The 13,547-nt window shown below is 40.2% G+C and carries 14 protein-coding genes; 1 reads left to right on the top strand and 13 read right to left on the bottom strand.

Annotated features, from left to right (window positions below):
• Positions 1-147: 147 nt before the first annotated feature.
• Positions 148-864 carry an O-methyltransferase gene (locus AKA01nite_RS08445; protein WP_186805150.1) on the bottom strand — a complete coding sequence of 239 codons (717 nt, stop codon included), beginning with the start codon at positions 862-864 and terminating at the stop codon, positions 148-150.
• Between the two features lie 124 nt (positions 865-988).
• On the opposite strand from AKA01nite_RS08445, the gene cbpA reads away from it, so the two are divergent.
• Positions 989-1,627: a cyclic di-AMP binding protein CbpA gene (gene cbpA, locus AKA01nite_RS08440; RefSeq protein WP_146924885.1), complete on the top strand. Its 639-nt coding sequence runs from the start codon at positions 989-991 to the stop codon at positions 1,625-1,627.
• Between the two features lie 79 nt (positions 1,628-1,706).
• Here the strand turns inward: cbpA and AKA01nite_RS08435 are convergent, their stop codons facing one another.
• The 12 genes from AKA01nite_RS08435 to AKA01nite_RS08380 form a co-directional block, all read right to left on the bottom strand.
• A complete protein-coding gene (locus tag AKA01nite_RS08435; RefSeq protein WP_186805149.1) occupies positions 1,707-2,201 on the bottom strand; it encodes a QueT transporter family protein in 495 nt (164 codons plus the stop codon).
• Between the two features lie 214 nt (positions 2,202-2,415).
• Entirely contained in the window at positions 2,416-3,822 is a 1,407-nt protein-coding gene (locus tag AKA01nite_RS08430) for an aldehyde dehydrogenase family protein (RefSeq protein ID WP_146924883.1), read from the bottom strand.
• Positions 3,823-4,056: 234 nt separating this feature from the next.
• Complete coding sequence (locus AKA01nite_RS08425) at positions 4,057-4,413, bottom strand: type II toxin-antitoxin system PemK/MazF family toxin (protein ID WP_146924882.1); 357 nt, start codon at positions 4,411-4,413, stop codon at positions 4,057-4,059.
• Between the two features lie 69 nt (positions 4,414-4,482).
• Entirely contained in the window at positions 4,483-4,731 is a 249-nt protein-coding gene (locus AKA01nite_RS08420) for a hypothetical protein (RefSeq protein WP_146924881.1), read from the bottom strand.
• A gap of 175 nt (positions 4,732-4,906) precedes the next feature.
• The gene (gene acpS / locus AKA01nite_RS08415) at positions 4,907-5,260 is read right to left on the bottom strand and encodes a holo-ACP synthase (protein WP_146924880.1); all 354 of its coding nucleotides are present in this window, start codon (positions 5,258-5,260) and stop codon (positions 4,907-4,909) included.
• Positions 5,261-5,403: 143 nt separating this feature from the next.
• Positions 5,404-6,861, bottom strand: coding sequence for a degradosome RNA helicase CshA (gene cshA / locus AKA01nite_RS08410; protein WP_281282449.1), 1,458 nt, complete (start codon positions 6,859-6,861; stop codon positions 5,404-5,406).
• Positions 6,862-7,190: 329 nt separating this feature from the next.
• On the bottom strand, positions 7,191-8,585 hold the full coding sequence (locus tag AKA01nite_RS08405) for a UDP-N-acetylmuramoyl-tripeptide--D-alanyl-D-alanine ligase (protein ID WP_146924879.1): 1,395 nt from the start codon (positions 8,583-8,585) through the stop codon (positions 7,191-7,193).
• Positions 8,566-9,669, bottom strand: a complete 1,104-nt coding sequence (locus AKA01nite_RS08400) for a D-alanine--D-alanine ligase family protein (RefSeq protein WP_146924878.1) — start codon at positions 9,667-9,669, stop codon at positions 8,566-8,568. Before AKA01nite_RS08400 ends, AKA01nite_RS08405 begins: the two co-directional genes overlap by 20 nt.
• Positions 9,670-9,901: 232 nt before the next feature.
• Positions 9,902-10,153, bottom strand: coding sequence for a type B 50S ribosomal protein L31 (locus tag AKA01nite_RS08395; protein ID WP_146924877.1), 252 nt, complete (start codon positions 10,151-10,153; stop codon positions 9,902-9,904).
• 204 nt (positions 10,154-10,357) lie between these two features.
• Positions 10,358-11,614, bottom strand: coding sequence for a transcription termination factor Rho (gene rho / locus AKA01nite_RS08390; protein WP_146924876.1), 1,257 nt, complete (start codon positions 11,612-11,614; stop codon positions 10,358-10,360).
• A gap of 18 nt (positions 11,615-11,632) precedes the next feature.
• On the bottom strand, positions 11,633-12,904 hold the full coding sequence (murA, locus tag AKA01nite_RS08385; RefSeq protein ID WP_146924875.1) for a UDP-N-acetylglucosamine 1-carboxyvinyltransferase: 1,272 nt from the start codon (positions 12,902-12,904) through the stop codon (positions 11,633-11,635).
• Positions 12,905-12,938: 34 nt separating this feature from the next.
• Positions 12,939-13,502 (bottom strand): biotin transporter BioY, encoded by a 564-nt coding sequence (locus AKA01nite_RS08380; RefSeq protein WP_186805148.1) that lies wholly within the window; start codon positions 13,500-13,502, stop codon positions 12,939-12,941.
• Between the last annotated feature and the right edge of the window lie 45 nt (positions 13,503-13,547).

The following is a 13,547-nucleotide window of genomic DNA, read 5'->3' as shown; positions in this document are numbered from 1 at the left end:
ATCGACAAAAAAGAAAAGCACTGGGTTGTTTTTTTAAATCAACAACGTATATTACTTTACCAGTTTTTTTCTTTTTCGTCAACTGTTTTTGTGAATTCATTTGATCCTCTACCGCTATCATCCTATATCATTTAGAAATGTACTGCGTTATTTTATTTCTTCAGGCAACATAAACCCAAAATCAAACGACTCTCTTTTGGTTATAAGCAGCAGCCCATCTCCTAACGGTACAATAGAAGAATCTAGTGCGGGATGGTCTAAAACAACTTTCAAAAAGGCATTCAGCTTTTTATGAATTTTACGTCTTCTGCGTGGAACGTCTTTGCTGTCATCTAAAATCGTTCCACCCTGCAGGACATCGTCAATAGCAATGACCCCACCATGTTTCAAAACCCGGTAACAGTGCGGGAAAAAATCATAGTACTTTGCCTTAGCACTGTCCATAAATATAAAATCAATGGATTCTTTTTCTATCTTTTCAAGCCATTCACTTGCCTGTCCTTCTAATAAAGTGACTTGATCTGAAACCCCTAATTTTTGAAAGTTGGACTTTGCCTTTTCAATCATATCTGGGTTGCGTTCAATAGTGGTTACATGACTGTCTGAATCAGTTGCTTTGAGCATTAATCCTGCTGAAAACCCAATGGCTGTTCCGACTTCTAATATTTTCTTTGGCTTAAGGATTGGTAACAGCCAGTTAAAGAAAGTGACTGTTTCATGAGGTATGACAGGTACACGTCTTTCATTTGCCCATCTTTCAATTCTTCCTAATTCACCTGATAATTGTTTTTGTGAACTTCTCAAAAATTCTCTTACATCCTTATCAATAACCGGTCTGTCCATCATTTCATTTCGTTTTATCATATTAGCACCTTCTTATACTCTATTTTCTTATTTTACATTGATTTTTCTATGTTACCAAGTGTTAATCTGTTATAATAAAAATGTGAAAAGAGAAAAAAACAAATGAGAAGGAGCAAATTATTTTATGCTGATTAAACAACTAACTGTCCCTAAAAACATTGTTTCAATCATTTCAGAAGATGCAACACTTGAAGAGGCGATTAACTTATTAGAAGAGACAGGGTACAGATGTGTCCCAGTGCTTGACCGAAGCGAAAAGATTTTTAGAGGCAATATCTATAAAATGCATATATACAGGCATAAGGCTAACGGTGGAGACATGTCATTGCCCGTTACACATCTTTTAAAGAACGCAACAAAATATGTCCATGTCAACTCTTCCTTTTTCAAGATTTTTTTCATGATAAAGGATTTACCTTACATCACTGTTCTTGATGAAGATAACCAGTTTTTCGGCATCCTTACTCATAGTACGCTGATCGACTTACTGCAGCAGTCCTGGAGTATTGATTCAGGAAGCTATGTCTTAACTATTGCTTCTCCCGGTGAAAAAGGGGATTTAGCTAATATTTCACGAATAATCAATCGTCACTGTTCCATTATGAGCTGTATCACTCTCGATAACCAGCGAGAAAACATGGTCAGACGCACAATAATGACTCTGGAACCTGGAGTTTCACCAAAAACGTTAGAAGAGATTAAAAAACACCTTGACCGTAAAGGGTTTAAAGTCGTTCAGGCTGAAGATCTGCATAATGGTTGATCATTTCAATTATAAAAAGACGTGCGAATTTCTCAAAAAACTATAGAGAAGTTCGCACGTCCTTTTAGCGCCAAGTTTTTTAATTTTTCATTTTTTTGTCGAATTCGATTTTTGTGTTCAGTGATAACACTATCGGAATTCCGATTCCCATTGTTACCATTTGTCCTATAAAGATCCAAAGATAGGTCAACCAGAAAACCTCTTCTGCCCCAATCAATAAAAGCATAAGAGCGATCATGAAACTCATCACTGAAAAAACGAGTGTATTTATGATCATCTTTTTAACAGGCGACTGAACGTGTTTGCTTAGAATAAAATAAAGGACAAAAGAGAGGACCGTATGCCCTACGCCTAATATCCAGTCATATACACCAAAAGGCGAGAGGATAAGATTTGTTAAAATTACTCCGGCGGTCACACCGTATGCATACCGCTTGTTAAAGACAACAAGATGGTTCAAAATTTCAGACAGTCTGAATTGAATGGCTCCAAAAGCAAAAGGAGCAATAAGTATAGTAACACCGGTATACATTGCAGCTATAATCGCATTGATTACCCATTGTTTTGTTTTCATTAATTTCCTCCTAGTTTTTATTTCGTGGGTTGGCGCTCTCGAACCACGGTTGTTAAAAAACAACAAGCTTAGTGTAGCACGCATTTCGTGGCGTTTCAATCGTGTTTAATAGAAGATGCTTTTTTATTGAAAGCAAAAACAGAGAACACTCTCTTTCTCATAAGAAGTGCTCTCTGTTTATACCTAACCAGAAACTATTATTTGTTATTCTTGATCAACTGAACCATTTACGAAAGAGCCCGAACAACTTCATTCTTTGAGAGTTGTGAGGTGGGAACAGAGCCTTATTCACATAGTCTGTCGTTTGATTATAAAAGACTTTTTCATATGTGAAGGTTTCATAACTCGAATATCCATGATAATTCCCTATCCCGCTCATACCTACCCCGCCAAATGGCAGTTCTGAGCTAGCCACGTGTAAAATAACCTGATTGACCACTAAAGCTCCTGTTTTTACAAACTCATTGACCGCTGCAATATTGTTTTCATCTTTTGAAAACAAATAAGTGACGAGAGGGGCTTCTTGTCTGTTCAACTTTTTAAGTAAGTCAGTTAATGAATCGTATGCCTCGATCGGTAGAATCGGTCCGAATATTTCTTCTTTGGCTAAAGGGGTATCTTCTTTGACATTAGTCATTAAGGTAGGCTCTATAAATAATGATTCTCTCTTGCCACTCCCCCCGTATACAATGTCCCCTTGAGTCAAATAACTTCTGATTTCATCAAAGTGACTGTCATCTACTAACCGACTGTAATCTTGACTCTTTTCAGGTTCACGGCCATAGAACTCACGAATCGTTCCCACTGCCAGGCGAGTGAATGTTTCTTTTACCGTTTTATAAACATAGACGGTGTCTGGTGCAATGCATGTCTGTCCGGCATTTAAAAATTTCCCCCAGATGATTTTCTTGACAGTCTCTTTGGTGCAGTTTGTTTCATCGACGATACAAGGATTTTTTCCGCCCAGCTCAAGCGTTACAGGTGTCAGCGTCTGTGAAGCAGCTTCGTAAACCTTTTTACCTATCTGAGAGCTGCCTGTAAAGAAAATATAATCCCAATTCATTGTCAGTAATGCCTGAGCAGTGTCTGCTTCGCCTTCGACCACAAAAATTTCATCGGGGTTAAAATAGCGGGTTATCAGCTGATTGATCAGTCGACTGACAGCTGGTGATTTTTCAGAAGGTTTCACAAAACAGCGATTTCCCGCTGCGATTGCACCAATTAAAGGGACAAAGGTCAACTGAACAGGATAGTTCCACGGACTTATGACCAGAACAGAACCATACGGCATTTTCAAAACTGACTGTTCGACTTTGCCTAAAACGGTTCGATTAGTTTTATTATCTGTTTCCATCCAGCTTTTCAAATGACTTTTTACGTAATCCAGCTCATTTAATGTCGTTGCTATTTCAGAAGTAAAGCTCTCCATTTCTGATTTTCCTAAATCAGCATATAACGCCTGCAGCCATTCTTCTTGGTGATGATCAATCATTTTTTTTAAGCGATCCAGCCGGTCGATCCGCGCTGTGTGGTCTGTTTTGGAATGAAAGTCTACTAATGCTTTTTGAATTTTTAAAAGCTCTAGCCATTTTTCTTTTCTTGCATCTAAATCCGCCATCATATCTCATACCCCTTTAACGTTTGCTTCGTTTTAAATAGTATTCTGCTGATCTTCCTTATAGTATTACTATAGCACAAACAGGAAACTTAACTCATTTTTTAAAAATAGGAAAACAACCAAACGGATTCCGATAGAGTCACTCCGCTCTTTTGTCTTCTCCGTTCCAATAATAAGGCAAAAGACAGCTCTGACCCATTAGTCAGCGCTGCCTTTTCTAAGTATATAATTCTTTAATCAAATATGTTTGTACTGATTAGACAGTCCGATGCTTATTCTTAGTGCATCGTCTACCATATTCATTGTATGACTGTCTAATTGTGTAACCTGGTCTCTCAAGCGTTGTTTATCAATCGTTCTGAGCTGTTCAAGCAGGACAACGGAATTTTTTTCCAGTCCTTTATCAGCTCCGACCTCTACATGTGTCGGCATTTTTCCTTTTTCTATTTTGGTCGTTATAGCGGCAACAATAACTGTCGGACTATATTTATTGCCCACATTATTCTGAATAATCAAGACCGGTCGCATGCCTCCCTGCTCAGATCCGATCACTGGGGATAAATCAGCATAATATATATCTCCGCGTTTAACCATAGGCTTTCCTCCTCGAAGGCGCCTTTTGGACAAAGGGGTTGCTCTCTTTAAACTAACGAGACCGCTCCTTCAGATATGGGTGTGTATTTCGTTCTCACAACCATCGAATTCTGAGCAAATTTCCAAATTGATACTGCCCATTTCTGCATATCCTTTCCTCATGGCATCCATTTTATTCATGGTATCTTTAATGAAACATTGAAGCATCATATTCATTAACTCAGATTCTTCAATATCTGCATCCTGACAATATTCTTCTATTTCTTCATATATCGATTGCTTCAATTCAATCGTCATTTCTTTACTGTACTCTTCCATGAATAATGCCCTCCAAAAAAGTTTAGCGCTCCATATTCTCGTTCTTCGCTTTTAAAAACTGCAGAAAACGAGCAGGCTCATAGTAAACCAAAAGATACCTCTTTCCTATTTTAGTCTATCATGAAAACCGAAGCAACTTTCTATTTCTTTGTGACAATTCTATGAAGGAAGATGATTATATTTTTTCTAAAATAACTTGTGACGCTGCAATGTCGTTTGTATGCGTGATGGAGACCCAGACGTTTCCGGAAAATGGACTTTGTGTGACGATCGGTTTGCCTAATCGATCAGGCAACAATTCAATGTCCAAAAAACCAATCTTTCCTATTCCCGTTCCAAGCGCTTTTGAAAATGCTTCTTTGACAGAAAATCGTCCAGCCAGAAATTCGATTTTTCGTTTGCCATTCAACTCATTGAATATTTCAAGCTCTTTCTTTGTTAATAATTTCTTGGCAAACCGCTTATTTTTTATATACGCTTTTCTGATCCGGTCTATTTCCACAACGTCTAAACCAATACCCACAATCATTTTAAACCTCTATTCTAGAAAACATTAATTGCAGTACTACTTCTATAACTTTATCAGATTCACATTAAATTGTCATTTAAAATGTTTTTTATTAGTAAAAGCCGGTAAGTATTTTCCAACTTACCGGCTTTTTTAGAATCAGCTTATTTTTTGTTGTTTTTCTTGGAGCGGCGGTTGTTTTGACGCTTACCTTTGTAGTCGTTATTTGAGCGTTTTTTTCCCTTGTAATTACGGTTGCGGCCACCCTTACCGCTTCCTTTTCTTCGATTTCTTCTATCTTTGCTGGGAAGTGGTCGTTGTGGCGAGATTTTAACAGGAACATCAGTCGGATCTTTGACCATTGCTTTTACTAATGCTGCCGCAAGATCTTCGGCTGAATATGCCGAAAGCAGTTTTTCTGCCGCTGCTTCGTATTTGTCCAAACCATTTTCGTCTATGGTTTTTTGAATATCGTCCATCGCTGACTGCAGTTGGCTTTCCAGTGCTTCATCGTTGGTAGGCGGACGAAGAGTTGTCATGGTCTGTTTCGTTAACTTCTCGATCGTACGCAAGTATCCCATTTCCTGAGGCGTGACAAAGGTGACTGCCACTCCTTCTTCTCCTGCACGTCCCGTACGTCCGATACGGTGAACGTAACTTTCAGGATCCTGAGGAATATCGTAGTTATAAACATGCGATAAACCAGTGACATCAAGGCCACGGGCCGCTACATCTGTCGCAACTAAAATATCTATTTTACCTTTTTTGAAATCATTCAAAACACTCATACGTTTACTTTGGGATAAATCGCCATGAATGCCTTCAGCCTGATAGCCGCGCATTTCCAACCCTTTTGATAACTCATCGACACGTTTTTTCGTACGGCCAAAAATCAAGGCTGATTTTGGATTCTGTACATCGATCAATCGAGTAAGGATATCGAATTTTTCATTATCTCTCGCTTTGGTATAGAACTGATCGATCGTAGCCGCTGATAGTGTTTTGGTTTTGATACGGACGGTTTCAGGGTTTTCCATGAAGCGAACACCAATACGTTTGATTGCATCCGGCATCGTTGCAGAGAAAAGTAATGTCTGACGTTCTTTTGGCGTCTCTTTAATGATTGCTTCGATGTCATCGATGAATCCCATATTCAGCATTTCATCTGCTTCGTCCAGTACCAGTGTTTCCACTTTGTCTAAACGCAAAGTTTTACGACGGATGTGGTCAAGCATACGTCCGGGCGTTCCAACAACGATCTGGGCGCCACCTTTGATCTGCTTGATTTGTCTTCTAATGTCTGCACCACCGTAAACACATGTCACTTTCACTCGCTTATCTTTACTCAAGCGGAAGAGTTCTTCCTGTGTCTGGATAGCTAATTCACGTGTTGGAGCAATAACTAAACCTTGTACGACACGCTTTGATGTGTCGATTTTCTGAAGCATCGGCAAACCAAAAGCTGCCGTTTTACCTGTGCCTGTCTGAGCTTGTCCAATAACATCTTTGCCTTCTAAAGCAAGTGGAATCGTCTGTTCCTGGATGGGCGTTGTTTCTTCGAACCCCATGTCCTTAACGGATTTCAGTAGTTCTGGTATTAAATCTAATTCATTGAATTTCAAAAAATGTTTCCTCCTATTATTTTCCTTAGCAGGCATTCGTTTAAGAGCCAAGGATGATTTCCTCATTTTAAGAAGAAAGATCATTTCTTGAAAACAGAACGTTCCGTGATTCTGTTCAAACAAAGACCCTAGTGCACGTCTCTCATCGTTCGATGCGGTACACCAGGGTATGACATTTAACTTGACTCAGTATCTATTATTTATTTTAAATTTCATACGATAGACATTTCTATCTACTAAACGAATAGCTGTCTGTCTTACGAGTGCTATCTTATCATGTGTCCCGTATGTTTTCAACTTATTTTCATTTCCAGAAAAATGAATACGTTTTATACATTTTCCTGCTGCCTTAACTTGGTCACAACTTCCAGCATCCCAGTACTGAAACTGGATTTGAACAATACTGTATCATTTGACCTCAGATTTTTTTCAAGGTAACTGACAAGTGTATTCTTATCACCTGAAAAAAAATGAATTTTGGAAGCATTCGTTTTTTCGCTCATTGCCTCGTATAAATGATGCATAAGATCTCCGTAAAGGATCACTTCATCAAAAGATCCTGCATCGATCCTTTTATGCAGATCACGATGTATGGCTTCAGCCCCGGCACCAAGCTCAAGTATGTCACCCAGAACGATGATTTTTCGACCAGCGACATCGATTCCTTTAAAATAGTTCAACACAGCTCGCATCGAAGATGGACTTGCGTTGTAGGCATCATTTAAAAGTGTCGAACCATTGATTCCATCCAGCCATTCCAGACGGTTTTTCGTCAACTTGAAACTTGAAAGCTGAGCATAGCTGTCTTCCGTACTGACCCCTAACGCCTCCCCAGCAAGTATTGCAGCTAAAGCATTCTGCACGTTGTACTCTCCTGGTATGGGCAGTGTACATGCTACATCTGGTTTCTGATTAGTTTTAAAAATAGTCTGCTTCATTGCAGTCTGTATTTCCGTAGAAAACAAGTCAACACCCTCCGTCTTCCCAAAGGTTTTGATCGTTTTCACTTTCCTGTCGACCCATCCATTATTGATACGAGTATATAGGAGCTGTTCTTCTCCAGGATATATAAGCGTGCCCTGATCCATTCCCTCGACGATTTCCAGCTTTGCTTCTGCGATTCCATCTCTTGATCCTAAATATTCGATATGAGATTCACCGATCATAGTGATCACTGCGATATCCGGTCGAGCAATCTTGGATAAGGTATCGATCTCACCTTTTTCACTCATCCCCATTTCCAGAACGATCACTTCAGTATCTCTATCCATATCTAATATAGTCTTGGGTAGCCCGAGGTGATTATTGAAATTCCCGTCGGTTTTATGTGTTTTATACTTAAACGAGCTAACAGCTGCCACCATGTCTTTTGTTGTCGTTTTGCCGTTACTCCCTGTGATCCCGATCACTTTAGGAGAAACGTCATGCAAATAATACTTGGCAAAACTCTGAAAAGCTTTCAAGGTGTCTTTCACTTTTATTACAGGGATATCATCCGGAGCGTTTTCGACCGGATCACTCCATAGTGCAGCGGATGCCCCTTTATCGATAGCTGTTTGAATGAAATCATGTCCATTACGTTCCGCTGTCAAGGGTATAAATAAATCCCCCTGTGACAAGGTTCGTGTGTCGAAAGAAACACCTGACACCGGCTTTATACTTTCTGTGTTCATTGCTTTCCCATTCACTGCCTGAGTAATTTCATTAAGTGTCCAATTCGGCATCGATACTCTCCATTTCTATATTCTTATTTTCTGTAGTGATTTCTGTGCTCGTTTTGTGCTTATCTTTATATCTGCGCATACCCAACTGTATAACTTCTTCAATCAAATCACCGAAAGGGATCCCAGTCTTTGCCCAGACTTTAGGATACATGCTATTTATTGTAAACCCTGGAAACGTGTTGACTTCATTGATGTAAATCGTTTCTTCTTCAGTTAAAAAGAAATCCGCACGCGAAATACCTGATCCATTTATGACCTCGAAAGCTTCTGCAGCCATCTTTCTGACTTTTCGAGTCAATTCATCCGATAATTTAGCAGGGATTTCTCTGACGACTTTCTGATTCAAATATTTATCTTCGTAAGCATAAAAAGGTTTTTGCTTGACTAATTCTCCCGGCAATGAGGTATGGACATCTTCATTACCAAGAATAGCCACTTCGATTTCCCGCACGGATACCCCTTTTTCTATAATTATCCGGTGATCGTAATCAAATGCCAGGTCAATCGCTTCGGTTAGTTCATCTCTGTTCAGCACCCGGGTGATGCCAATACTGGATCCCTGATTCACAGGCTTGACATACATTGGATATGGTATATGAGTTTCGATATTTTCACAAATGCTCTGACTATCGACTTTCCATTCTCTCAGTTTAACTTCTTTGTATGGCAGAACTGGCAGGCCTGCTTCCTTGAATACACCCTTACTTATTATTTTATCCATACCGACCGCACTGGCCAGTACGCCTGAACCGACATAAGGAATATTGAGCGTTTCAAACAAACCTTGGATCGTTCCGTCTTCACCGTTTGGCCCATGGAGGACTGGAAAGGCCAGACATTCTTCTTCAATGAGTTCATTAAAAGAAAATTCTTCCTGATGCTTTAAATCAACAAGTTCGGCTATCGAGTGGAAAGACTCTTGTTTTTTTACCTCTGATCCTTTATACCATGTTCCTTCCCGCGTTATGTATATCGGGATAATTGTATGATAATCATAGTAGATATGCTGGAGGATAGAAAAAGCAGACTTTACAGATACTTCATGCTCTGCATTTTTCCCGCCGTATATTACATAAATTTTCATTGGTTTACTCCTATTCTTGGCTGGAATACGGGCTGTTCAGCCCTTAGGCACTGTATTTATATTTTATCATATTTAACCATTGCCACAAGTCCCATAGCTGCATCTTTTATAAATAAATTAGTTTATACATTTGTATTAACGTTCATTCAGCACTAGCTAAGTTCGAACGCTAGTGTATATTTCACTTTTAGGTAAAAAAAAAGCTCTGGATAACCAGAACTTTTCAATCGTATTATTCTTGTTCCAAACCGTATTTTTTGTTGAAACGGTCGATACGTCCATCTGCCTGAGCAAATTTCTGACGTCCGGTATAGAACGGATGAGAATCTGAAGAAATCTCAACACGGATCAATGGGTACTCTTTTCCATCTTCCCATTCTACTTTTTCTGTAGATGTTTTTGTAGAACCTGACATGAACTTGAATCCTGTCGTTGTGTCCATAAACACTACATCACGATATTCTGGATGAATTCCTTGTTTCATTCTTTTTCACTCCTTAACTGCCATGAACTCTTTGCGAATTCATAGTTATCTTAATTCAATAGTCAAGACAAACAGCCAGCAGACGGTATTTCGTTTGCTTAACGTTTCATCTTATTTCTTTTGTATGCAACACTACATATCTTAGCATGTTTTGCCTGCTCATGCAATCTTTTGCTTGAAAAAAATCTCTGAAATCCTATTTTTTTATTGTTTCAAAACTTTCTTTACAAAGGCTTCATTTCGCTTGTAGCGTTTCAATGATTTAATGAATTGATCGGTATATTCAAGCGTGTCTTGACGCATGCCTCTCCGCAGTTTATATACTGCTTCATACTCTTCTTTAGATAAGAGCATTTCTTCTTTTCGCGTGCTTGATTTTTTAATATCGATAGCTGGATAAATGCGGCGTTCAGCCAACTCGCGGGACAAGTGCACTTCCATGTTACCTGTACCCTTGAATTCCTCATAAATCACATCGTCCATCCGGCTTCCCGTATCGACTAAAGCAGTGGCAACGATCGTCATACTACCGCCTTCTTCAACATTTCGGGCCGATCCGAAGAAGCGCTTTGGACGGTACAGCGCAGCTGGATCGATCCCTCCACTAAGCGTACGGCCACTTGGTTGTTCAACTAAATTATAAGCCCGCGCTAAGCGTGTGATGCTGTCCATCAAAATAACAACGTCCTGCTTGTCTTCGACTAAACGGCGTGCTCGTTCTAAAACCAGCTCGCTGACTTTGACATGATTCTGAGGTTGCTGGTCAAAAGTAGAGTGGACTACTTCGCCATCAATACTGCGTTCCAGATCTGTTACTTCTTCCGGCCGCTCATCAATCAACAGAACAATAAGTTCGACGTGAGGGTGGTTGGCTTTGATGCCATTGGCGATTTCTTTCAGCAAGGTCGTTTTTCCTACTTTAGGAGGTGAGACGATCAACCCACGCTGGCCAAAACCGATCGGGGCGATCAGATCGATCATACGAGCGGATAATTCATTCGTTGAAGATTCAAGATTGATGCGTCTTTCCGGATACAAAGGGGTCAGTGCCGGAAAGTGTGGGCGTTCTCTCGCTTCTTCCGGATCTTTCCCATTCACCAGCTGGACGTTCATCAGGCCATAGTAGCGTTCCCCAGCTTTTGGCGGACGTGCTATCCCGGTGATTTTGTCTCCGTTTCGCAGGCCGAATCGGGCCATTTGAGAGGCAGAAATATAGACATCTTCGTTACTGTGCGAGTAATTTATCGGACGAAGAAAACCAAAATCCTGATGACTGATCTTATCCAGCACACCACTCACACGAAAAAAGCCCTGTTTCTCTTCTTCAGCACGTATCACAGCCATCGACAATTCTTTTTTGTTCATTTGACTGTAAGAGGGAATCTTTAAATCTTTTGCCATCTCATAAATATCTTTCAATGTTTTTTCCTGTAATTCACTATATGTTATAAACTTTGCCACTCTTTGGTCTCCTATTCATTAATCTTCCCGATCTTCCATATATATATCAGCACCGAGCGCAGTCAGTTTTTCCACAATATTGTCATACCCTCGCAGGATATTATCTACCCCGTCGATCACCGTTTCTCCTTCAGCTAAAAGTCCTGCAACAACCATACAAGCGCCGGCACGTAAGTCTGTAGCCGTGACTTCTGCGCCTTCCAGCTGATGACCGCCTTCGATAAGGATGACGTCACTTTCTATTCGTGCATTGGCTCCCATTCTATTGAGTTCCGGGATATGTTTGATTCGCTTTGGGTAAATCGTATCCACGATCATTGACTCACCTTCAGCCGACATCAACAGCGGTGTAAAGGGCTGCTGAAGGTCTGTAGCAAACCCTGGGTAAGGCAGTGTTTTTATGGATACGCCCTTAAGTGGACGATCGGAGGCAGTCACACGTACACGATCTTCTCCGACTTCCAGAGATACACCCATTTCTTCCATTTTTGCAATAAGTCCTTCTAAATGCTTAACGATCACGTTATTGATTGTCACATCTTTTCCTTTAGCTGCAGCCATGATCAAGTACGTTCCTGCTTCAATACGGTCCGGAATAACAGTATGATGACACCCGTGCATCTCCTTAACGCCATCGATACGGATAACGTCCGTTCCTGCACCGCGTACTTTGGCTCCCATGTTGTTCAGTAGTGTAGCGACATCAATGATCTCAGGCTCTCGCGCAGCATTTTCGATCACAGTCCGGCCTTCAGCTTTGACAGCCGCCAGCATGACATTGATTGTTGCCCCTATGGAAACGACGTCAAAGTAAATACGTGCCGCCTGGAGGCCTTTATCATCTGTTCTTAAATACATCGCACCCATTTCATTTTCAACCGTTGCGCCCAGTGCACGGAACCCTTTTAAATGCTGGTCTATAGGACGCGGACCTAAAAAGCATCCGCCTGGAAGCCCGACAACACCTTGGCCAAATTTTGTAAGCAAGGCTCCCATAAAATAATATGATGCTCTTAAACTTTTAATTTTACCACTCGGCATAGGGACGGAAACCATTTCGGATGGATCGATCGTCAATGTGGTTCCTTCGAATGCTGTTTTTACATTCATTTCATTTAATATGGAAATGAGTGAGTGAACATCTGAAATATCCGGAACGCCTTCTAATGTGACTGGAGAATCAGCTAATATAGCTGCGGGAATAAGTGCAACGGTACTGTTTTTAGCACCTGAAATCGTTACTTCCCCGTTTAGCTCTTTTCCACCGTTAATTATTAATTTCTGTGTCATTTTGAGTCCTTTCTTTTTGAAAAATCTGCATGATTCAATAGCGGTTGATACGTTTATAAAACGATAATTTATTTAGTCTGTCAAAAACAAGCGCGGCCACAAGCACTTTCAAAGTGTCGATCGGTAAAAATACAGTGAGATTCGTTGTGACCAGCGCGCTCAACGTAACAGGTGTATCAAGGACTATATTTAAAAGCCCATACTGATAGACGATGCCTATAACATAAAGTATAAATACACCTATTAACATGATCACTCCGTTATGGATTTTTGAAGATTTGCCAGTGATTCTTTTCCCGACAAACAGCCCTACAGGCATTGCACCAAGGATATAACCAAAAGAAGGCGATAATAGTTGACCGATCCCTCCAGCGCCACCGGCAAAAACAGGAAAGCCTAGAAGTCCTGTCAGCATATAAATACCTATAGCCAGCATACCTTTAACAGGTCCAAGCATGGCGGGTATAAGGAGAAATAATACAACTTGCAACGTGATCGGGACTAAGCCAATGGGTATGATAACGAGTGATGCGACTGCTAGAAGTGTGGTTGATATGGCAATTTGAGTTAAGTCTTTTATATTTATTTTTTTAAACACTGAGTAACCTCTATACTTATTTCTAATTTAATTCAAGCTATAAAC

Source organism: Alkalibacterium kapii (assembly GCF_007988865.1).
GTDB lineage: Bacteria > Bacillota > Bacilli > Lactobacillales > Carnobacteriaceae_A > Alkalibacterium > Alkalibacterium kapii.
Note: the sequence above shows the minus strand (reverse complement) of the source record. Positions and strands in the feature narration are given on the sequence as shown.